General features: G+C 44.5%; 12 protein-coding genes. 7 read left to right on the top strand and 5 right to left on the bottom strand.

Annotation, left to right across the window (positions count from 1 at the left end):
* Positions 1-2: 2 nt before the first annotated feature.
* The 3 genes from gloA2 to AC5WJX_RS01435 form a co-directional block, all read right to left on the bottom strand.
* Positions 3-386: an SMU1112c/YaeR family gloxylase I-like metalloprotein gene (gloA2, locus tag AC5WJX_RS01445; RefSeq protein ID WP_494483049.1), complete on the bottom strand. Its 384-nt coding sequence runs from the start codon at positions 384-386 to the stop codon at positions 3-5.
* A gap of 3 nt (positions 387-389) precedes the next feature.
* Complete coding sequence (purL, locus tag AC5WJX_RS01440) at positions 390-2612, bottom strand: phosphoribosylformylglycinamidine synthase subunit PurL (protein ID WP_494483048.1); 2223 nt, start codon at positions 2610-2612, stop codon at positions 390-392.
* Between the two features lie 94 nt (positions 2613-2706).
* On the bottom strand, positions 2707-3444 hold the full coding sequence (locus tag AC5WJX_RS01435; protein WP_494483047.1) for a hypothetical protein: 738 nt from the start codon (positions 3442-3444) through the stop codon (positions 2707-2709).
* A 436-nt stretch (positions 3445-3880) separates the two neighbouring features.
* Here AC5WJX_RS01435 and AC5WJX_RS01430 point away from each other — a divergent pair, with 436 nt between their 5' ends.
* Positions 3881-6064: a glutamine synthetase III family protein gene (locus tag AC5WJX_RS01430; RefSeq protein ID WP_494483046.1), complete on the top strand. Its 2184-nt coding sequence runs from the start codon at positions 3881-3883 to the stop codon at positions 6062-6064.
* A 94-nt stretch (positions 6065-6158) separates the two neighbouring features.
* A complete protein-coding gene (locus AC5WJX_RS01425) occupies positions 6159-7340 on the top strand; it encodes an AIR synthase related protein (protein WP_494483045.1) in 1182 nt (393 codons plus the stop codon).
* Positions 7341-7407: 67 nt separating this feature from the next.
* On the opposite strand, the gene AC5WJX_RS01420 is transcribed toward AC5WJX_RS01425, so the two are convergent.
* Positions 7408-8724: a S41 family peptidase gene (locus AC5WJX_RS01420; protein ID WP_494483044.1), complete on the bottom strand. Its 1317-nt coding sequence runs from the start codon at positions 8722-8724 to the stop codon at positions 7408-7410.
* A gap of 576 nt (positions 8725-9300) precedes the next feature.
* Between AC5WJX_RS01420 and AC5WJX_RS01415 the strand changes: the two genes are divergently transcribed.
* Entirely contained in the window at positions 9301-12492 is a 3192-nt protein-coding gene (locus AC5WJX_RS01415) for a SusC/RagA family TonB-linked outer membrane protein (RefSeq protein ID WP_494483043.1), read from the top strand.
* A gap of 29 nt (positions 12493-12521) precedes the next feature.
* Positions 12522-14057 carry a RagB/SusD family nutrient uptake outer membrane protein gene (locus AC5WJX_RS01410; RefSeq protein WP_440429862.1) on the top strand — a complete coding sequence of 512 codons (1536 nt, stop codon included), beginning with the start codon at positions 12522-12524 and terminating at the stop codon, positions 14055-14057.
* Between the two features lie 201 nt (positions 14058-14258).
* Here the strand turns inward: AC5WJX_RS01410 and AC5WJX_RS01405 are convergent, their stop codons facing one another.
* Complete coding sequence (locus tag AC5WJX_RS01405; protein ID WP_494483042.1) at positions 14259-17594, bottom strand: TonB-dependent receptor; 3336 nt, start codon at positions 17592-17594, stop codon at positions 14259-14261.
* Positions 17595-18058: 464 nt separating this feature from the next.
* Between AC5WJX_RS01405 and lpdA the strand changes: the two genes are divergently transcribed.
* The 3 genes from lpdA to AC5WJX_RS01390 all read left to right on the top strand — a co-directional run bounded on the left by lpdA (position 18059) and on the right by AC5WJX_RS01390 (position 21477).
* Positions 18059-19447, top strand: a complete 1389-nt coding sequence (gene lpdA / locus AC5WJX_RS01400) for a dihydrolipoyl dehydrogenase (RefSeq protein ID WP_494483041.1) — start codon at positions 18059-18061, stop codon at positions 19445-19447.
* 85 nt (positions 19448-19532) lie between these two features.
* Positions 19533-20372: an MBL fold metallo-hydrolase gene (locus AC5WJX_RS01395; RefSeq protein ID WP_494483040.1), complete on the top strand. Its 840-nt coding sequence runs from the start codon at positions 19533-19535 to the stop codon at positions 20370-20372.
* A gap of 244 nt (positions 20373-20616) precedes the next feature.
* A complete protein-coding gene (locus AC5WJX_RS01390; RefSeq protein ID WP_188625209.1) occupies positions 20617-21477 on the top strand; it encodes a sigma-70 family RNA polymerase sigma factor in 861 nt (286 codons plus the stop codon).
* Positions 21478-21593: the final 116 nt, after the last annotated feature.

The following is a 21593-nucleotide window of genomic DNA, read 5'->3' as shown; positions in this document are numbered from 1 at the left end:
CGCTAACGTTCGTAGATCTCCAGCGGCAGCTTGTCCGGATCGGTAAAGAAGGTGAAGCGTTTGCCGGTGTACTCGTCCACACGGATCGGTTCAGTAACCGCACCCCGGGCGTTTAAAGTTGCAACCACAGCATCCAGGTCATTGACCTCGAAACACAAATGCCTTAAGCCAACGGCTTCCGGACCGGAAGCCCGCAATGGTGGGTTCTCAAATGAAAAAAGCTCGATCTGGTAGTGACTATTCACCGCCAGATCAAGCTTGTAAGATTTCCTAGCTTCCCGGTAGACTTCCTGTACCACCGTTAATCCAAGGGTATTCACGTAGAAATCTTTGCTCCGGGTATAGTCGGAGCAAATGATCGCTACATGGTGTATTTTATTAAACATGGCTTATGCGCCTAAGATGTTGTGCAATACGTTTAAGTGTACTTGTTTTGCCTCTAACACGGTTCCGAAGCTTTCTTCGTCAACAACCAACGCACCATCAGTTACGGTACCCAATAAGCTGAACTCCGTTTCTGAAGCGGCAAGCAATTCTACAAATGCTTCCTGCTGGTCAGAAGATAGGGATACCACTACGCGGCCTTGTGCTTCACCGAACAGGAAGGCGTCCTTACGGATCGACTCATCGCTGCTGATGTTGAAACCAAGGTTATTTGGCATTGAAGATTCCAATAGCGAGATGTATAAACCACCGTCTGCCACGTCATGCGCAGATTTGATCAGCTTTTGAATAATCAGCTGCTTAACCACCTGCTGCATCGCATACTCTTCTTCCAGGTTGAAATAAGGCGCTGGAGATGCTTTTACTTTCACGTAAGAAGCCAGGTATTGTGAGGATGCAATATCGTTTTTAGAGGCACCGATCAGGTAGATCAGATCACCCGCCTGTTTGAAATCTAAAGTGGTTAAAGTCTCTTTGTTATCCAGGATACCCAACATACCGATGGTTGGGGTCGGAAATACCGGTCCGTCGTCGGTCGACTGGTTATAGAAAGATACGTTACCACCAGTGATCGGCGTTTCGAATCTTGTTGCTGCAGTGCTCATACCTTTGATCGCTGATGCGAACTGCCAGAATACTTCCGGTACATAAGGGTTACCGAAGTTCAGACAGTTGGTGATCGCCACTGGCTCCCCACCTGCACAGGTAATATTTCTCGCTGCTTCTGCTACCGCGATGGCACAACCGGTTTCCGGATCTGCGTTTACGTAACGTGAGTTACAGTCTACCGTTAAAGCAATAGCCTTATCGGTTCCTTTTACCGAAACTACAGCGGCATCACTCGGACGGTTGGTGGTCATATTTGCTGTACCTACCATCGAGTCGTACTGATCGGTTACCCATCTCTTCGAAGCAATGTTCGGATGTGAAACCAGGTGATCAGCGATGGCTTTCAGGTTTTGTGGTACCGCAACGGAATCAATGTTGAATTTCTTGTATTCCTGGAAATAAGCCGGCTCTTTGTATTCACGGTCATATACCGGTGCACCGCCACCCAATACCAGGTCGTCTGCAGGTACATCCGCTACCAGTTCGCCATTCATGTAATACTCCAGACGTTGCGTGTCGGTTACTTCACCGATCTGCACCGCGTGAAGATCCCATTTATCAAATACCGCTTCCACTTCCGCTTCACGGCCTTTTTCAACCACGATCAGCATACGCTCCTGAGATTCTGATAACAGGATCTCAAAAGGTTTCATGTTTTCCTGACGGGTTGGAACTTTATCTAAATCAATGCGCATACCGTGTTCACCTTTTGCACTCATCTCTGAGTTCGAACAGATGATACCAGCGGCACCCATATCCTGCATACCGATAACGGCACCAGTTTGAATCACTTCTAAGGTTGCTTCCAATAACAGTTTTTCCTGGAACGGATCACCTACCTGAACGGCAGGAAGGTCGTTCACCGAATCTTCTGTAATATTTTTTGATGCAAAGGCTGCACCATGGATACCATCTTTACCGGTAGCCGAACCAACGATATATACCGGGTTACCTACACCATAAGATGTCGCAGAAACGGTTTCACCAACTTTCACGATACCCGCAGACATGGCGTTTACCAATGGGTTAACGTGGAAGCTCTCATCGAAGAACAACTCACCGCCTACGGTAGGGATCCCGAAAGCATTTCCGTAATCACCGATACCTTTTACCACGCCTTTCATCAGCCATTGTGTCTTCGGGTGATTTGGATCACCGAAGCGTAGCGAGTTCAACTGTGCAATTGGTCTTGCACCCATAGTGAAGATATCACGGTTGATACCACCCACCCCGGTTGCTGCACCTTGATAAGGCTCCAATGCAGAAGGGTGATTGTGCGACTCAATTTTAAACACGCAGGCAATGCCATCACCAAGATCAACCATACCGGCATTCTCCTCTCCTGCTTTGGCCAGCATACGCGGACCGTCTTTAGGGAGTTTCTTTAGCCAGTTGATGGAGTTCTTGTAAGAGCAGTGCTCGCTCCACATCACAGAAAAGATACTTAGTTCTGTAAAATTAGGTGTACGACCCAGGATCGCTATAATTCTATCATACTCTTCTGGTAAAAGACCAAGGTCCTTGGCGGTTTCTAATGTTGTCAGCTGTGTATTTTCCACTATAATGTATGTTTAAGGATTATGGCAAAGGTAAAAAAATCCTGTAAACAGCGGTAAAAAATAAGCCGCTCCGTTCTGAGTGGCTTAGGCTGCATTATTCTGCAAGCTTGTACCGGAATCCGGCGAGCATCAGGTCGAATTGCCCTGTCGGCGGCGGCTGGCTGACGCTGCCAAGATGGAATACAATCCTGATTTCATTAAAGGGCATTTCAGTTTCAATACCTCTGAGCATGGCGCCACCGGCGGATCCCAGTTCCGGACCAAGAATACCGCCCGCCGGTGCCAGATAACTGGTTAAGGCGTTAGGAATTACTTTATTGAGTGCTGTATTGAAATAACTAACGGTGATCGCGTACTTCGTACCTTTATAGGGTGAGTTGAATTCAAAGCCGACGCCTTTGACCATTTTCGACAGTTTGATAGTAAATGCATAATCCGTGTTGATCGTGATAAATGGAGGATAGGGATCCGCAACACGTGGTTTCAACGCCCATAGTTCTGACTTATCTTTACTTAAGCTGCCCCTGTTCTCGAACCGGAATGCGATATCTTGATTGCAGACCGAATCTAACAACTCACCATGTTTATATTTCTTCAGACTCAGCGGCCGTAACTTCAGATAATTCGCATTCGCCTGAGTGTAAATCGTCAAACTATCTTCATAGTAATAAAGTTCGCCTTCACCCCGATCAATATAGCCGAAGTTGTTTGGATCCAGCGGATGGGCCGCAGTTGTCTGTGGCTTTAATTCCGAAACTTCATCCTTATTACAGGAATTCAATGTTACAAGTAGGCCTACTGCAACAAAGGGGATTATGAACGATCCTTTCATAACATATCTGGTTACCTATAAACAAGTTAACGATTCATTTGATCACTTCTACCCCATCGCACCTACTGTACCCTAAAATGAGACCTGTGCAAAGAACCGGGAAAGACATGGGTAATCCTGTGCAGCAACACACCTGAAACACAGCAAACACACGTATTCCGTGGGTGAGGTGTGGGCGAGGTGTGCTTCAGGTGTGTCTAAGGTCTGCTTAAAATACGATCTTAACTAAGAATAAACTTCATCCTAAACCTGCTTTTTTACAGATGTTGTATTGTAACAAAAAATAGACATCGCGCAGAAATCAGGCATCTTTCCGGTAAAAACCTTAAAAATTTGAGCGCATTTATATATTTTTTCAAAAATCATGGAGATTTTTCACGCAAAACAGAGAAAAAAGATAAAAATCTTCTATTTTTGGACAAATTCTAAAAAACCAATGAAAAGTTTAAGATCATTTGCATTAAACGAAGCACAATCCCGCGTATATCCAGAGGTTAAAGCACCATCAACAAAGATTTCTGACTTTTTTGGATCAAACGTTTTTGATCAGAAAAAAATGAAAGCTTACTTGTCTAAAGAAGTTTATGGCAAGTTGATTTCGGCTGTTGAACAAGGCACACTGATTAGCCAGGACGACGCAAACCATATTGCTACGGCAATGAAAACATGGGCAATGTCTAAAGGTGTAACGCATTACACCCATTGGTTCCAGCCATTAACCGGCACCACTGCAGAGAAACATGACTCCTTTTTTGAGCCAAGCAGCGAAGGTCCGGTAGAGAATTTTGCCGGTAGCGCATTGGTTCAGCAAGAGCCTGATGCTTCCAGCTTCCCGAACGGTGGTATCCGTAATACTTTTGAAGCACGTGGTTATACCGCATGGGATCCTTCTTCCCCAGCCTTCATCATGGAAAGCCCTTCTGGAAAAACACTTTGTATCCCAACCGTTTTCGTTTCTTATACTGGCGAAGCTTTAGATTTTAAAGCGCCACTTTTAAAAGCGGTAAATGCAATTGATAAAGCTGCAGTTGATGTTTGTCAGTATTTCGACAAAAGCATCACTAAAGTAAATGCTTCTTTAGGTATCGAACAGGAATACTTCCTGGTAGATCTAGCCTTATATAATGCAAGACCGGATCTTGTTATGACTGGCAGAGCTTTATTCGGTCACATGTCTGCAAAAGGTCAGCAGCTGGAGGATCATTACTTCGGTTCTATCCCGGAGCGTGTACACGCTTTCATGGTAGATTTCGAGAATGAATCTTTGAAATTGGGTATTCCTTTGAAAACCCGCCATAATGAGGTTGCACCAATGCAGTTTGAGTGTGCACCGATCTATGAAGAGATCAACCTTGCCATTGACCACAACCAGTTATTGATGGATGTGATGGAGAAAGTTGCTTTGAGACACAACTTCAAAGTGCTTTTACATGAGAAACCTTATGCAGGCATCAATGGATCAGGTAAACACAACAACTGGTCATTGATCACCGATACTGGTAAAAATCTATTGGCACCTGGTAAAACGCCTAAAAATAACCTGATGTTCCTTGCTTTCTTCGTAAACACGATCAAAGCGGTGCACGAACATGCAGATCTTTTAAGAGCAAGTATCGCTTCGGTAAGCAACGATCACCGTTTAGGTGCAAACGAAGCGCCACCGGCGATCATCTCCATCTTCCTTGGTCAGCAGTTGAACGAGGTACTTGATGAGATCGAGCACAGCCGCATCAGCAAAAAGATCAAAGAAGATAACGCACTATGGTTGGGTATTCCGAAGATCCCGCAGATCTTATTAGACAATACCGACCGTAACCGTACCTCACCTTTCGCCTTCACTGGTAACAAGTTTGAGCTGCGTGCGGTAGGTTCTTCGGCGAACTCTTCTGCACCAATGACCGTATTGAACGCGATCGTTGCAGATCAGTTGGTGAAGTTTAAAGTTGATGTTGACCGTCTGATCAAAAAAGGCGAGAAAAAAGACATCGCTTTATTAACCGTGATCAAACGTTACATCAAAGAATCTAAAGATATCCGTTTCGAAGGTAATGGTTATGGTAAAGAGTGGGAAGAAGAAGCAGAACGTCGCGGTTTAGCAAACATCAAAACCACACCTAAAGCATTAGACGCTTATGTAAGCGAGAAAAGTGTTGAGCTATTCACCAAAACCAACATCTTCAGTAAAAGAGAGCTTGATGCACGTCACGAGATCCTTTTGGAAAGCTATTACAAAAAGCTTCAGATCGAGGCAAGGGTTTATGGTGAAGTTGCAAACAGCATGATCATCCCGGCTTGTATCGCTTACCAGAATACCCTGATCGAAAATGCTAAAGGACTAAAAGAACTTGGCCTGAACGAGGAAGCGCTATCTACACCAGTAGAGATCATCAACAAACTTTCACAACACCTTAGAATTGTGAAAAACAACGTTGATGCCATGCTGGAAGAACGTAAAGTAACCAACAACATTGAAGATACCCGTGAGAAAGCGATCGCTTACGATGAGAAAGTGAAGTCTTACTTCTTCAACATCCGTTATCACTCTGATAAATTGGAGCAAATTGTTGATGATAATGTATGGCCTTTACCAAAATTGAGAGAGCTGCTATTTTCAAAATAATTAATCCTTCTTTTACAAACCCTTCAGCCTTGCTGAGGGGTTTTTTATTTCTAAAACACCCTACTTTAAGCGCTTTCTATATCTTTGCAACAACATGAGTGATAACAGGTATAACCAACGTGGCGTTTCTGCCTCAAAAGAAGATGTGCATAATGCCATCAAAAATATTGACAAAGGAATTTTCCCTCAGGCATTTTGTAAGATCATCCCCGACATCCTGGGAAATGATGAAGCGTACTGCAACATTATGCATGCCGATGGTGCAGGTACCAAATCTGCCCTGGCCTATGTGTACTGGAAAGAAACCGGCGACCTGTCGGTTTGGAAAGGCATTGCACAGGATGCCATCATCATGAACCTGGATGATCTGATCTGCGTTGGTGCAACAGAAAACATCCTTTTATCCTCAACGATTGGCCGTAACAAAAACCTGATCCCAGGTGAAGTGATCGCGGCAATAATCAACGGTACGGAAGAAATTTTAGCCGAACTGCGTGAGCAAGGCATCTCCATCTACTCTACCGGTGGCGAAACCGCTGATGTGGGCGACCTGGTAAGAACCATTATCGTGGATTCGACCGTGACCTGCAGAATGAAACGCAACGAGGTGATCAGCAACCACAACATCCAGCCGGGTGATGTGATCGTAGGCTTGTCTTCGAGCGGCAAAGCAAGTTATGAATCAGAATACAACGGCGGCATGGGTTCTAACGGACTAACCTCCGCAAGACATGATGTTTTCCATAAGGCCATTGCTTCGGCTTACCCGGAAAGCTTTGACCCTGCAGTACCTTTTGACCTGGTATTCTCCGGAAGTAAAGCTTTAACAGACGAGATCGCTGTTGATGAAAACACCACCGTGACTGCTGGTAAATTGGTGTTATCTCCTACCCGCAGCTATGCACCGGTGATCAAGAAGGTTCTGGAAAGCTATAGAAGCCAGATCCATGGATTGGTACACTGCAGCGGTGGTGCACAGACTAAGGTCCTGCATTTCATCAATGAGGATGTACATGTAATTAAAGACAACCTGTTCCCGGTGCCGCCATTATTCCAGTTGATCCAGGAGCAATCCGGTACGAGCTGGGAAGAAATGTACAAGGTATTTAACATGGGTCACCGTATGGAACTGTATGTTCCGGAGGCAATTGCTGCAGACATCATCGAGATTTCTCAAAGCTTTAACATCGACGCACAGATCGTGGGTCGTGTAGAAGCTGGTGATAAGAAGCAGGTGACGATACAAAGTGAAAAAGGTACTTTCCAGTACTTTTAACTATATTCCATGACGCAGAAAGCCCCGTTGATCGGGGCTTTCTGCGTTATGACTAATTCTGGTTTTATTATTTGCCTTGCTTCTTCAGGTCATCATTCACCACTTCCATGAGCTCCTTGCTCCAGTCTTCAGTTTTGAATTCGATGTCTGGCGCAACACCTTTACCCTCGAGCGACTTCCCTTCATTGGTCGTGATCTGGCAGGTCGGAACATACATCATGTAGCGGCCATTGCTGATCATGTTCACCGGGTTACCCCCACCGCCGGTGTTTTTGCCGATGATGGTTGCTCGGTCCAGTTCTTTCATCATGAATGCAAAGTATTCAGCTGCAGAGAAGGTGTTGCCGGAAGTAACCACATAGATCGGCTTATCACCGAGATTTGGCTTATCTGACAATGGTGCTACAGGCGGTTCACTGCGGCGCCATTCCTCCTCACCTTTACACTTCTTGATCAGCAGGGTCTCAAATCGTTTGTCTTGTGGTTTAAACAAATAATGATAAAGGAAAGTGGAGATTTCACCATTTCCACCGCCGTTGCGGCTGATGTCGATCACCACCGCACGGGTGTTCCGCATCAGGTTCAAGGCACTCTCCGCCGTTTTATAGGCCTCCGGCCCGGCGATACACTCATCCCAGCGGATATACCCGATGTTTCCGTTGCGTACCGCGACCTCCCGGAAGCCGAAGTTCCGCTCTTCTGGTGTAGTAACACTCAGGTTAGGTACCCTTTCTGATACTTGTCCACGGTCTACACCGATGTAAAAGTGTTTGTCGTTTGTCTTCTTGCGGAAATATTTCACCAGCTCACCTGTGAATTTCGAAAGGGTATCGATCTTATCGAGGTGGCCTTCTTTATAAAACATCCGGTTGAGATCGTCCGTCATCTCTTTTCCAACCTTCGGATCGAAGTAGAACTTATCGAGTCCCTCCAGGGCAAGCTTAAAAATTTCTTCTTTTTCTGCTTTGGAAAGCAGGGCTTTACCGCTGATATATGGTGCGGAAAGCTGACGCATACGGCTTAGCACCTGCTCCATACCGCTGCTGCCCAGCGCAGTTTTCAGGGCTTCATCTTCCTTAACGCGGTTGATCGCTAAGAAACCCCGATCAATAGCCTGGTTCAGCAGCTTCAGTGCTTTTGCTTTTTCATCCGCTTGTGCATAGGTTCTTGCATAGTTGTAAAGTACTTCCTTATCTTTTTCGGCGCGTCCGGCGCCAAGTTTATCTATGGCGACTGCGGCGCCTTTGAAGTTGCCCACACTGGCAAGTTCAGACGGTGTTTTCTTATTTTGCTGTCCCGGGTGAGGTCCGGATTGCGCGTTTGAATAGTAAGGTAAGCTGATCAGGCTCAATCCTGCCAGATAAAGAAAATTTTTTAATTGCATTTTTGGTCGGTTAACAGAAAAATATTGGCTGAATATAGCAGCGGGAAACCACATTTACAATCTGCAAACCCCTGCAGTAAAGCAGATCCTTTCAGGGCTAATCTGCCTTTGTTCCAAACACATATGGGTTCTATGGCACAAGTGTATGCTTACGAACAAAGGTTCCGCCGTTTGCCTCCTGGAACATAAATTATTTGCTTAGCATCGGATAAATTATTATTAATTTATTAGCAATAAATTATTTAAAGAAATTTGGAATATGGATAGTATATACCTATAATTGAATAACGCTTTCATCTGTTTAACTAGCCAAAGAGTTAAAAGAACCCGGGAATTACGTGCCGCTCGATAGATAAGATCCATTAATCGACATCTCAAACCAATTTGATACAAGAATATAGCTAATAAGTATATTAATATAAACACTTAGTAAATCGGTTTAGTAATTCACCTTTAAAACGAAGCATCCTTCTTACGCTCTAAAATCGGCAAGCAACACCAACAGCTCCTTCCCGTATTTCGTACAGCACCTGGTGCCCCGCGCACCTACATCAATTCTAACCAATAATAAACTTTATGAAAATCAAACATTTACTCTGTACAGGTATCCCTGTGCTCATGTTAATGGGCAACCAGGCCTTTGCAAATGGGACTTCTGCATACAGCGCCAGTCTCAAAGCTGCAAGTATCACCTTTTCCAAAAGTAATATCCAACAGATCCGTGTCAGCGGTACGGTCCTGGACGAATCGGGCAGACCACTCGCAGGTGTTGGGATTAAGAGTGCCTCCGGTAAAACTACAGTAACCGACGGCGCTGGTAAATTCACCATTGAAGCGACAAGTGCTTCAGAAACCCTCACTTTTTCTTACATCGGGTATAACCCGCAGACACGTGCTGCAGGTAACGGCGCATCCGCGATCACCATCCGTATGGCCCCAGCTGAGGGCGAGAACCTCCAGGATGTCGTGGTAGTCGGTTACGGTACCCGTCGTAAGTCGGACGTAACTGGCGCCGTGGGTTCCGTACGTCAGGAACAGTTGGAAGAACGTCCCGCCGCTTCCCTGAACCAGGCACTGGCGGGCCGAATCGCCGGTGTGCAGGTAAATACGAACTCCGGTCGCCCTGGTGGACAGACCAACGTTCGTGTTCGTGGATTTAGCTCCATCAACAGCTCCAACAATCCGCTGTATGTCATTGATGGTGTGATCCTTCCGGTAGGCTCGCAAACACAAAACAGTAACGCCATTGACTTCTTGAACCCTGGAGATATCGCTTCCGTAGAGGTGCTTAAAGATGCATCTTCCATCGCGATCTATGGTGCACGTGGCGCGAATGGTGTGATCCTGATCACCACCAAAAAAGGTAGTTCTGCGGGGAGTAGAATCACCTACGATGCAGAATTCAGCGTACCAACGATTGGTCCGAACCGGGTGGAAATGCTGAATGCAAGAGAATACCTCGACACCGAAAATCTGGCTTATGCAAATGCACAAACCTATGACCCTGCAGGTTGGGCAGCAGGAAACTATGTTGATCCAAGGATCAAACGTCTGAGCCTTCCAAATTTGTTCGATGCACAGGGCAATCCTTTGTACGACACCGACTGGTTCAAAGAGGCCACCCAAAATAAGCTCTCTCATAATCATCAACTCGGCCTTACCGGAGGTAACCAGGAAACCACTTACGGGATCTTTTTAAACCTTCGTGAAGACAATGGTTTACTGCTTAACTCCTATCTAAAACGCTATTCAGGAAGGTTCAATGTAGAGAGCCAAATGAAAACCTGGCTTAAAGTGGGCGGTAGCTTGACCTATACCAATCAGGATGAAAACCTGGTCGACATCGGTACGGGTGGATTAAACTCGGTAAGGATGATCACTGAAAGTTTCCCATTCCTGCCAGTCAAGTACGCTGATGGAACCTGGGCAGATAACCAGAATTATCCGGGCGCTGAAGGTGGTTCGAACCCGGTCCACATCCTGACTGACAGGAAGTATATGCTGCAAACACAAACTGCCCTTGGTAACGTTTTTGCCAACATTAACATTGCTGAAGGATTGGAATTCAGGAGTATCCTCGGTGCCAACGTGGTAACGCGTGGACGTAACGAATACAATGGACGATCGCTCTACGGTATTGCCTTTGATCAACGTGGCACGGCCTATCTGGATAATAACCGCGAAAGCTACTGGTCGTTGGAAAATTATTTCACTTACAACAAGAAGATTGGAGACGATCACGTGATCAATGCAACCTTAGGTGCTTCCTGGTATCAAACCAGTATCTTTGGATTTAATGCAAGCGGCGAGAATTTTTCGACTGACTTTTTTGGTCCAAACAACTTAGGCGCTGCTGGTAAACCTAACCCGGGAGGTTCCCGCCGTTCAGAGTTTACATTCAACTCCTATTTCGCCAGGGTGAACTATACCTTGAAAGATAAGTATCTTTTCACGGTTACTGCTCGTGCCGATGGATCTTCTAAATTTGGAACCCAACAACAATATGCATTATTCCCATCCGGTGCTTTCGCCTGGAGAGTTTCAGAGGAAGATTTTCTTAAAGGAAGTAACACAATCTCCAATTTGAAGTTGCGCGCCAGCTATGGTGTGACCGGAAACTCTGAGATTCCAGCATATTCTTCGAAAGGTCTACTGGGTACCTATTCAGCCATATTCAACAATACAAGATTTGGTGGTATTGGAACCAACAGGTTAGGCAACAATGAACTCGCATGGGAGTCTACTGCACAATCAGATATCGGGATTGAACTTGGTTTATTCCAGAACCGCATTAATCTGGAAGCTGATGTTTATTATAGAAAAACAACCGACATGCTGCTTGACGCACCTGTTCCAAGAACCAGTGGACATCCGAGTGTTTTCCGGAACATCGGTAAGATGGAGAACAAAGGTTTAGAATTAGGTATCAGCACCGTAAACTTTAACTCTGAAGACTTCACCTGGAATACAACCTTCAACATTTCATTTAACAAGAACAAAGTACTTGAGCTTGCTACACCTGCAGATATCTTCGGTGTGGGTAACCCAGGTTTTACGAACGAAACCGGTATTATCCGCGTTGGCGAACCAGTTGGATCATTCTGGGGTTTAACCCGTCTAGGTACCTGGAGCGAGGCAGAGCGTGCTGAAGCGGCAAGATATACCTATCGCGGTGGTAAACCGTTGTTGCCGGGTGACGTGAAATATTTAGACCGCAATGGTGATTTCGCCATCAATGATGAAGACCGAAGCATCATTGGAAATGGTAGCCCTAAAGGCTGGGGTGCTTTCATTAACAATTTCCGCTACAAAAACTGGGAACTACTGGTTGACCTTCAATACTCCTACGGGAACGATGTAATGGATATGAGCACACACTCCGCGGAAGACCGCGTTGGTATTGCCAACAGCTACAAGAGCGTGCTTAATGCCTGGACCCCACAAAACCAGAATACGCCTATTGCTGCGATCCGCGATACCCGTGCAGGCTACGTAACCAACGTTGATACTCGCTGGATACAAGATGGATCATTTATCCGTGGTAGAAATGCATTGATTGGCTACTCCTTCCCAGCTGAGGTTGCTCAGAAATTGAAGTTAAGCCGATTGAGGGTTTATGCCAGTGCACAAAACTTCTTTCTGATTACTAAATACAGGGGTAATGATCCAGAGGTTACGACTTATGGAAACGTGTTTTCACAAGGTCAAACTTTCTTTGATTATCCTAAGCCAACAACCTTCCTTTTAGGTCTTAACATCGGTTTATAGTAATATTATCCATTTCAAATAGAATGATCATGAAATACAATTTTAAACATATATCCACGCTTGTCCTGCTTGCCATGATGGTATTCGGCACAGGCTGTAAAAAGTTTCTTGAAGAAACGGATCCTTCCAACTTAACACCTGACACCTATTACACCATACCGGAGCATGCTGAAGCTGCCTTAGCGGCCGCCTATGCGCAAACACGTTTCATTGGGAGTGGCGCGGGTATCTTTGTGGCTAACTTCTCCATGCTGGAGGTTGTAACCGGCACCGCAAAAACAGAGACAGGACAGAACTCTGACCTGAATAACCTAATCGGCTTACAGTACAACGGCGACAACTTACTGGTTCGTAACTGGTGGAATGGGCTGTATAGCGTTATTGCCCAAACGAACCTGGTTCTGGAAAGAGTACCGGCAATTACACCAATGGATGAGACGCGTAAAGCCCAAATCCTCGGCGAAGCACGTTTCCTTCGTGCCTGGGCTTATTTCTACCTGGTACGTTTATACGGCGATGTACCTTTGATCACTAAGCCACAGACTACCGAGTCAGAAGATTTTCTTCCAACAAGAAAACCGATTGAAGAAGGTTACGCACTGATCGTGGACGATCTAACACAAGCTGAAGCTGCTGGCTTGCCTTGGCTGGATGCTAGTGGTCGAGCAAGTCGCGCAGCAGTAAAGTCTTTACTGTCAAAGGTATACCTTACCATGGCCGGGCAGCCGCTGAATAAAGGTACAGAATACTACCGCCTTGCTGCTGATGCGGCAAAAGACGTTATAGACAATTCTGGGGCTACGCTATTTGCCTCTTACGCTGACTTGCATAGCCTTGCGCAAGAGAACAAAGGTGAGCATATCTTTCAGATTCAGTACCTGGCTACCGTTGCTGGTAACCCGATGCAGCAATTGCTTTTGCCAAACTTTAAAAACGTTTCGGCATACAGTGATGAGGTCGGCTCTACGGTACCAACTGCACAATTTTACAACTCTTATGAGCCAAATGACTTACGGGCTAAAGATCGTGAGGGCTTCTTTTACACTTCGTACTATGACGGTGGCGATGGTGCGTTGAAAGCATTGAATGCGCCCTACATTTTCAAACACTTTGACGTGGTTGCAAATGGTACTGCCGGTACAAAAGGTACCACTCAGGCAGATCTGAACTGGCCGCAGATCCGTTATGCAGACGTTTTGCTAGTCTACGCTGAAGCGCAAAACCGTGCCGATGGTTCGCCAAACACACAGGCCTATGAAGCACTGAATTCCATCAGACGTCGTGCGCAGATTCCTGTACTTTCGGGATTGTCCCAAACACAGTTTGAGGAAGCAGTTTGGAGAGAGCGCTGGCATGAGCTGTGCTACGAAGGCGTGACCTGGTTTGACATGGTACGTTTGAGAAAAGCATACAACGAAGCAACTAATGGATTTGATGATTTCGTAGGACATAGGTTTCCCGACAACCCAACGATCGTGCTTGCCGAGAAACATTTGTTATTCCCGCTGCCTACTGCAGAGATGCGTAACAACCCGAACTTAACTCCACAGAACCCAGGATACTAAAGCCCTGGATAGTGCTGCTAAAAACATGAACAATTAAGGGTTCGAACTAATGCTCTTGACCACAATACCTGGGTCATTTATGATCCAGGTATTACTTTAGACTTCGCTTATCAATACCCCTTATCATTTAAAACAACCTCAAAAAAGAAAGGCCGGTCAAATTGACCGGCCTTTCTTTTAAAATATTTACTTGACTAAATACTAGTTGAAGTTGTAACGTACTCCGAACTGCATGTAATAAGTAGAAGTAAAGCTTTGTGTTGTACCGAATGTAGATCTTACCACATCACCACCAGAAGTGTTTAATCTGAAAGTAGGTGCAGTAGTTGCACTGATATCAGACACGTTCGTTGGAACTAAGATGTTCGCTTGGTTAACGAAGTTATAAGTACCCCAATTACGGTTTAACAAGTTACCAAAGTTGAAGATATCCGCAGTGAACTGGAAGGAGTTTTTAGTTCCACCTACGTTTTTGAACACCTCTTGTACCAATCTGAAGTCGAACTGGTTTCTCCATGGAGAAGTTGCACCGTTACGCTCTGCGTACTGACCTCTACGTTTTGATAAATACTCATCCTGATCGATGTAAGCCTGGAAAATTTCGTTCTGCTCTGCTGGGGTATACGTTCTACCGCTTACCGTTAAAGGAACGAAAGTAATTTCAGATGCATCTCTAGGCACGTAGATCAAGTCATTGTTCTGACCATCGCGGTTGAAGTCAGTGGAGTAAGTGTAAGAGAACCTACCCTGCTGAGAACCTTGATAGAATAAAGAGAATGAAGTAGCAAGGTTACCTAACCATTCTTTACGGTAAGAAACGTTTGCAATTACACGGTCAGGTGTTAAGTTGCTTGAGTAGCTTAAAGTTGGAACGTTTGAGTTTCCAGCAGTTTGTGGAATACCCCAAAGGTTCAACAACTGGTCACCACTTTGATCACCGTAGTTACGTTGGTCAGATTTGGTATAAGCAACCATTAATCCAAGGCCATTACCAAAGTTTTTGGTTAACTGTGCAGTTGCCATCCAGTTGTAACCACCTTTAGCGTTGGTCATCTCAATTACGTTGTTGAAGGAGTTACCGTTTGGATCAATTACACCTGCAGAAGTCGTATTTACAAATTGTCTGTCATTAGGTCTTGCACCAAAGAAAGGTCTGTTATCTGCTGAATTCGGGTTGTTCAACTGAACCGGATCTTTCAGGTTTACGTTCTTAGCAACAGCAACGTTAAGATCTTTACCATAAATACCTTCTACGGTTGCAATCACGCCAAGTGGTAGTTTGAAATCTACCGCTAAACTTGATTTCCAAGTCTGCGGGAATTTAAGATCTGATGAAAGTGCGCTGATTGTTCCAGGCATCGTTAAACCAGCCTCTGCTTTTGGAGCGGTTAAGTTTGGTGCCGGGTTTGGACTGAAATCAGGAACATTCTCGCCAGTATAGTTTTGCGTGTACTGTAGTAAACCTGCATCACCTGACTGTGAAACGATCCATACAAATGGAATACGGCCAGTGAAGATACCAGTACCACCACGTAGTTGTAGTGAACGGTCGCCATTTACATCCCAGTTAAAACCGAAACGAGGAGAATAAGTCATTCTAGATTCAGGTAGTGCACCAGTATTAATGGTTTTACCTCCAGCGAATGATTGTTGAGCTACCAATGGATGTGTTCTGATCTCAGATACATCTGGGTAAGTAGCCTGTTCGAAACGGATACCTCCGGTCAATTTCAAACGATCAGATACGTTGAACTCATCCTGTAAGTATGCAGAGTATTGTGCAAACTTAAAGCTTGGGAAAGCCTGAGAACCGTCAGCAGTTAATGGGTAAGTAATGGAGTATTGCAACGCTTTGTCGCCTCTTTTGAATGCTTCCCACGATTCAAAAGTGTAGAAACCAGTACCAAAACGTTGGAAACCATTTTTAGTGGTACTGAATTCAGCTTGCAAACCAACAGTAACGTTGTGTTTACCTAGAGCGATGTTTAGATCATCACTATAAGTATAAGTTTCAACATCTCTCAGGTTACCATAAGTAAATGGCTCATATCCGAAGGTTGTTAAAACATTACCAGCGCTTGATGCCGTACGTGATCCATCAAGGATATCTACAAGTGGAAATAATGCACTTTCAGAGCTTCTTGGATCGTTCTGGTGCGAATAAGTTGCACGTGCGATGTTGGTGAATCTGCTTCCAAAAGTAGAGTTTAACTCTGCTACTGCGGAGTATAAGTTTGCGTTAGTAAAGTAGTTTGAATTCGAGAACGGTAAACCAGCATTCTGGTTGTTACCAGATCTGTTGTTACCATAGCTTAGGTTTCCAGATACACCTGAACCAGAAACTGAAGTACTTGCAGAACTTGGTGTAGAACTTTCAACCTGGTTGTAACGTACACTGAAACGGTGGTTGTTGCTGATGTTCCAGTCTAACCTTGCAAATAACTTTTCATTTTCACTGACGTTGCTATAGCCCTGGTAGATACCTGGATCATATCCATAAGTATTTAACAAGTATGATTTTACCTCATCCATGAAAGACGCAGTCGTTCTGGTAACAGTAGAAATCGATCCATAAGGAAGTGCATTGGTAGCAGCGATCCTTGAAGTACCTGGCTGTATCGTTTTTTGTTTTTCAGCGTTCACAAAAAAGAACAATTTGTCTTTAATGATCGGACCACCTAAGCTAAAGCCATAGTTCTTCTCATCGAAGCTTTGAACTTGTGCATCAGGAATCCTGAAATCTTTAATACGTTTCCCTTGTTGCTCTTCACCACGCATGGTAAAGAAGGCATTTCCGAAGAAAGTGTTTGTACCTGAACGGGTTACCGCGTTAACAGCACCACCGGTAAATCCTGATTGACGAACGTCGTAAGGGGTTACGTTTACCGAGATTTGCTCTAATGCATCAATGGAGATTGGAGATCCGTTCGCTGGAACGTTCTGACCAATACCAAATTGGTTGTTAAAGTTGGCACCATCCACGCTAAAGTTGTTTGAACGGTAGTTACCACCACCAATTCCGTTGTTGCTACCAGCTTGTGGTGTTAAACGGGTTAAGTCGTTTACACTTCTGCTAATGGTTGGAAGGTTTTGGATCTGAGCTCTGGTAACAACGGTCGAAGAACCGCTTTTGTTAGAGTTCATGATGGCATTTGGCTGATTACCAACTACTCTTACTTCCGCAAGTTGAGCAGCATCATCAGCAATAACAACGTTCAGAACGTAAGGCTCACCTAATTTCAGGTAAATGTTCTCGAACTTCTTTGTGCTGTAGCCTACGTAGCTAACCTCAATAGTATAAGGTCCACCTACACGAGCATTCGCGATGGAAAAACGACCGTCATTGTTCGTGGTCAAGCCATAAACAGATCCGGTTGGCACGTGAATTGCCTTGACACTTGCCCCTGGCAGGGCCTGTGTGGCGTCTTTCACCGTACCTGTTATCGAAGATGTGGTCACCTGCGCTTGCGCAACTGTGCAGAAACCTACAAAAGCGATAACAATTACTACAATCCGAGATAGTAAAGATTTCATCATACTTTTTTTTAAAATAAGTGTGTGTTTTTGTGTTAATTGTGATAAAACGCCGCAAAGGTAATTATTTATTTATCACGCATTTAGTTTCGCATGTTAATTTTATATTAACTAAACGCTTTTTTTCAATAAGAGCTTAATTTTTCAACATTCCTTCTCAAAATACTCTACAGAAATTGAATTATTATAGATTCTGTTTATGTAAACAGAAAACTCCTGGCGCAGGAGGCACTTGCATCTTTCGCCTGTACTTTATCACCGCAGAAATCCAGAATCAGCACTTCAAGGTGCCTTCATTGGTTAAAGGAGCTTTTTGCTTGTATATAAAAGGTTCCAGTCACCCTTCTTTTCTGTAACATCTGTATTCAAAATCACAATTCATCGCAGAACCAGATGGGCTTCGCCAATTCCTAAAGTATTTTTTCTAATTTTGCGAGGTACTAAGTATTATTCCTTTATTTTAAGATATGAACTACGATGTGATTATAATAGGCAGCGGTCCGGGTGGATATGTTGCTGCGATCAGAGCTTCTCAATTAGGTTTAAAAACTGCCATTGTAGAGCGTGAATCTTTAGGTGGGATCTGCCTTAACTGGGGATGTATTCCAACTAAAGCGCTTTTAAAAAGTGCACAGGTTTTTGAATACATCAATCATGCTGCCGACTATGGCATTAAAACAGCACCTGCAGAAGCTGACTTCGGCGCAGTAATCAAACGCAGCCGTGGTGTTGCTGATGGTATGAGCAAAGGTGTTCAGTTCCTGATGAAGAAAAATAAAATTGAAGTGATCATGGGAACCGCTAAGGTTAAGCCGAACAACAAAGTTGAAGTTCGTGCTGCTGATGGTTCTCAGAAAGAGATCACTGCTCCTCATATTATCGTTGCTACCGGAAGCAGATCAAGAGAATTGCCTAACCTTAAACAGGATGGTAAAAAGATCATTGGCTACAGACAAGCGATGAACCTGCCACAGCAGCCTAAATCGATGGTTGTTGTTGGATCTGGCGCGATCGGCGTTGAGTTCGCTTATTTCTATGCGACTATGGGTACCAAGGTGACCATCGTTGAATTCCTGGACAACATCGTTCCGGTTGAAGACGAAGATGTTTCAAAACAGTTATTGCGCAACTTCAAAAAAGCTGGCATCAATGTGATGACCTCTTCTACTGTGGAGTCTGTAGATACTTCAGGCGCTGGCTGCAAAGTACAGGTTAAAACTGCTAGCGGAACAGAAGTGCTTGAGGCGGATATCGTATTATCTGCTGTAGGTATTGTTGCTAACCTGGAAAACATTGGTCTGGAAGAAACCGGTATCAAAACTGAAAAAGGTAAGATCGTTGTTGATGAGTTCTACCGTACCGGCGTAAAAGGATACTATGCTATTGGTGACGTGGTAATTGGTCAGGCCTTGGCACACGTTGCTTCTGCAGAAGGAATCATCTGTGTAGAGAAAATTGCTGGTCACCATCCAGAGCCTTTAGATTACAATAACATCCCAGGATGTACTTACTGCACACCTGAAATTGCTTCGGTAGGTTATACAGAGAAAGCTGCAAAAGCTGCAGGTTACGAACTTAAAGTTGGTAAATTCCCATTCTCTGCATCTGGTAAAGCAAGTGCTGCCGGTGCAAAAGATGGTTTTGTTAAAGTGATCTATGATGCAAAATACGGTGAGTTGTTAGGAGCACACTTAATTGGTGCGAACGTAACGGAAATGATCGCAGAGATCGTGGTTGCAAGAAAACTAGAAACCACGGGTCATGAGATCCTGAAAGCTGTTCACCCACACCCGACCATGAGCGAAGCCATTATGGAAGCTACCGCTGATGCTTACGGTGAAGTGATCCATTTGTAGAATTCCTGAACGAACAATAAATATTTGTTAAAACCCCCGGCCTAAACCGGGGGTTTTCTATTTTTACAACAAATCATAAGCAAATATGAAGTTACATACCATTGAAACCGGATTATTCAAACTTGACGGCGGCGCCATGTTCGGCGTAGTACCGAAGACCATCTGGCAAAAGACCAATCCTGCGGACGACAACAACCTTTGCACCTGGGCCATGCGTTGCCTGCTGATTGAAGATGGTGACCGGCTGACGCTTATCGATACCGGTATTGGCGATAAACAGGACAGCAAGTTCCTGGGACATTATCACCTGCATGGCGAGGACAGCATGGACAAGTCGCTTGCGGCACTTGGATTTAACCGATCAGACATCACGGACGTATTCCTCACCCACCTGCACTTCGACCATTGTGGCGGTGCCATTGTGCGTGATGGCGACAAGCTGAAGCCTGCCTTTGAACTCGCGACTTACTGGAGCAATGAAAAGCACTGGGACTGGGCCGTACATCCGAATGACCGGGAGAAAGCGTCTTTCTTGAAGGAAAACATCCTGCCGATCCAGGAAAGCGGACAACTGCAGTTCGTTCCCGATGAAGAGGGTCGAACGTTTCAGGATAATGTAAAGATCAGATTCGCCTATGGCCATACGGACGCCATGATGTTACCACAGATCAGTTATAAAGGACGTACGATTGTCTACATGGCAGACCTGCTGCCTTCGGTAGGACATCTTCCAATTCCCTATGTCATGGCATATGACATGTTTCCCTTGAAAACACTTGTAGAGAAAAAAGCATTTTTAGAGGAGGCTGTTGCGAATAACTATATTCTTTTTCTGGAACATGATGGTATTAATGAATGCTGTACCTTGCAGGAAACACAGAAAGGTGTGCGAGCCAAAGAAATCTTCAAACTTTCTGATCTTTAGACGATAGTGTAAAGTTCGCACAATGAAATGAGATTTTTTACGTTGGGGGCGGCTGTTGTACGATGCGGCTGCAATGAACTTCTGTATGCTTTTCAAAACAATCTTGGAATAATTTTTGTTGTTTACTGGACACACATAAATCAGGTGCAAAGTGTAACGTTTACAGGAATTTAAGTTTTAAAATGCCCAGAATTTTCATACTTTTGCACGTTCATACTACATAATAAGGCAGTAACGCACATAAATGAGACAACTCAAGATAACGCAATCCATAACCAACCGTGAGAGTCAATCCCTTGACAAATATCTTCACGAAATTGGTAAAGTAGATTTAATCACGGCAGAAGAAGAGGTAATTTTAGCAAGAAAAATACGCGAAGGTGATCAGGCGGCTTTAGAGAGACTAACTAAAACCAACTTGCGTTTCGTGGTTTCTGTGGCTAAGCAATATCAGAATCAGGGTTTAACTTTAGGTGACCTGATCAATGAAGGAAACCTTGGTTTGATTAAAGCGGCGAAACGTTTTGACGAGACTAAAGGATTTAAGTTCATCTCTTATGCTGTTTGGTGGATCCGCCAATCTATTCTGCAAGCGATTGCAGAGCAAAGCCGTATTGTACGTCTCCCATTAAACCAGGTAGGTTCCCTGAGTAAGATCAGTAAAGCTTTTTCAAAACTGGAGCAGGAATACGAACGTGAGCCTTCACCAGAAGAACTTGCCGATATCCTTGAAACAACCGTAGAGAAAATCTCCGATACCTTAAGTAACTCTGGTCGCCACGTATCCATGGATGCGCCCTTTGTACAGGGAGAAGAAAATACACTTCTTGACGTATTGGAAAACCATGAGCCAAATACAGACAGCAGTCTGATCAACGAATCACTTTCTGAAGAAATTAAAAGGTCTTTATCCACCCTTACGGAACGTGAGCGCGAGATAATCGTATTGTTCTTCGGTTTAAGCACCAATCACCCACTTTCACTTGAAGAGATCGGTGAGAAGTTTAACTTAACCCGTGAACGTGTACGTCAGATCAAAGACAAAGCGCTACAGCGTCTTCGTCACACCTCGAGAAGTAAAATCCTGAAGTCCTACTTAGGATAGTTTTAGCCCATACCCGGATCAGCCTACGCTGATCTTTTTTATAAAGATCCTTTTCTAACCAGAAAACGTTGCCAGACATTTACCTATAACAAGGGCGCTCATCTAAGCGCCCTTTT

The organism is Pedobacter sp. NEAU-ZC8 (assembly GCF_059278965.1).
Note: the sequence above shows the minus strand (reverse complement) of the source record. Positions and strands in the feature narration are given on the sequence as shown.